A 984-nucleotide genomic window follows, 5' to 3' on the forward strand; every position below is an offset into this window, starting at 1 on the left:
CTCTTATTATGGGAAGATACCTATGAATTGGGTACAGACAACATTAAATTATATAGGAATAATTAGTACTGGTAACACGCCATCTAAAAATAGCCCTGAAAACTACGGCGGCGAAATACCATTCTATAAACCTGCTGATTTATTACAAGGAGAACTATACAATGCAACTGAATATTTATCGGTTCTAGGAAATACAAAATCCAGAAAAATAAAAGCAGGTTCTATTTTAATAAATGGTATTGGAAATATTGGAATTGCTGGGATTGTTCGTGTTGATGGAGCGTTCAATCAACAAATGCATGGCATAGAAGTATTTAATTTTGTCAACTCAAAATTTTTACTTTTAGCTATACAGTCTGATTTTATGCAAAAACAATTCAAGAACAATACATCATCTACCACTATTCCTATATTAAACAAAACTAGATTTTCTCAAACTATAATTAATTTTCCAGGTATACGTACACAAAAATTAATAATTACTAAAGCTGAGAAACTTTTTGAAAAAGTAAATCAATTTTAGCGACAATTCTCTTTTGTTCTAAAACTGAAGGAATACCTATTATTTTAGATTTTAGATACGAATAATGTCGAGCATAGCCCCTGTTCCTAACAAATAATAGCGTATAGTCTAAGTGGTATTTTAAAAATTTTGCAGATAAGCAAATTGGAGACAGAATTTTTACTCCGTCTGCACCAACAACAAAAGGGAAGTCTATAATCTTAAGATTTCTTGTATGGTCACCAAATATTACAACGTTTGTTTTATAGTCTAGAATCTTAGAAAAATTATTAGAAAATCCTTCAACTAATATTTTAGATTGACTAACTACTGGAATCTTGCCCTCTTTTACAATTTCAGACTGTTTTATTTGATAAGGCTTAGCTGAAATAGTTGTTACAATTTTTTCTAAAGGAGCTAGCAACCAAGTTGATCTTCTTGGAAAATCTATTTCAATTTTAATGTTATTCAGATAATAAGAG

Annotated in this window: 2 protein-coding genes; one reads left to right on the forward strand and one right to left on the reverse strand. The window is 29.8% G+C overall.

The annotated features are described in order from the left end of the window. The coding region (locus HT719_RS11145; RefSeq protein ID WP_240148736.1) for a restriction endonuclease subunit S at nucleotides 1-523 on the forward strand (523 nt) is incomplete at its 5' end. Here the strand turns inward: HT719_RS11145 and HT719_RS11150 are convergent. Next, a partial coding sequence (locus tag HT719_RS11150) for a restriction endonuclease subunit S (protein WP_054393278.1) occupies nucleotides 483-984 on the reverse strand: 502 nt, incomplete at its 5' end. The two genes, HT719_RS11145 and HT719_RS11150, sit on opposite strands and share 41 nt — an antisense overlap.

The organism is Streptococcus sp. k-378, assembly GCF_013277505.1.
GTDB classification, from domain to species: domain Bacteria; phylum Bacillota; class Bacilli; order Lactobacillales; family Streptococcaceae; genus Streptococcus; species Streptococcus pseudopneumoniae.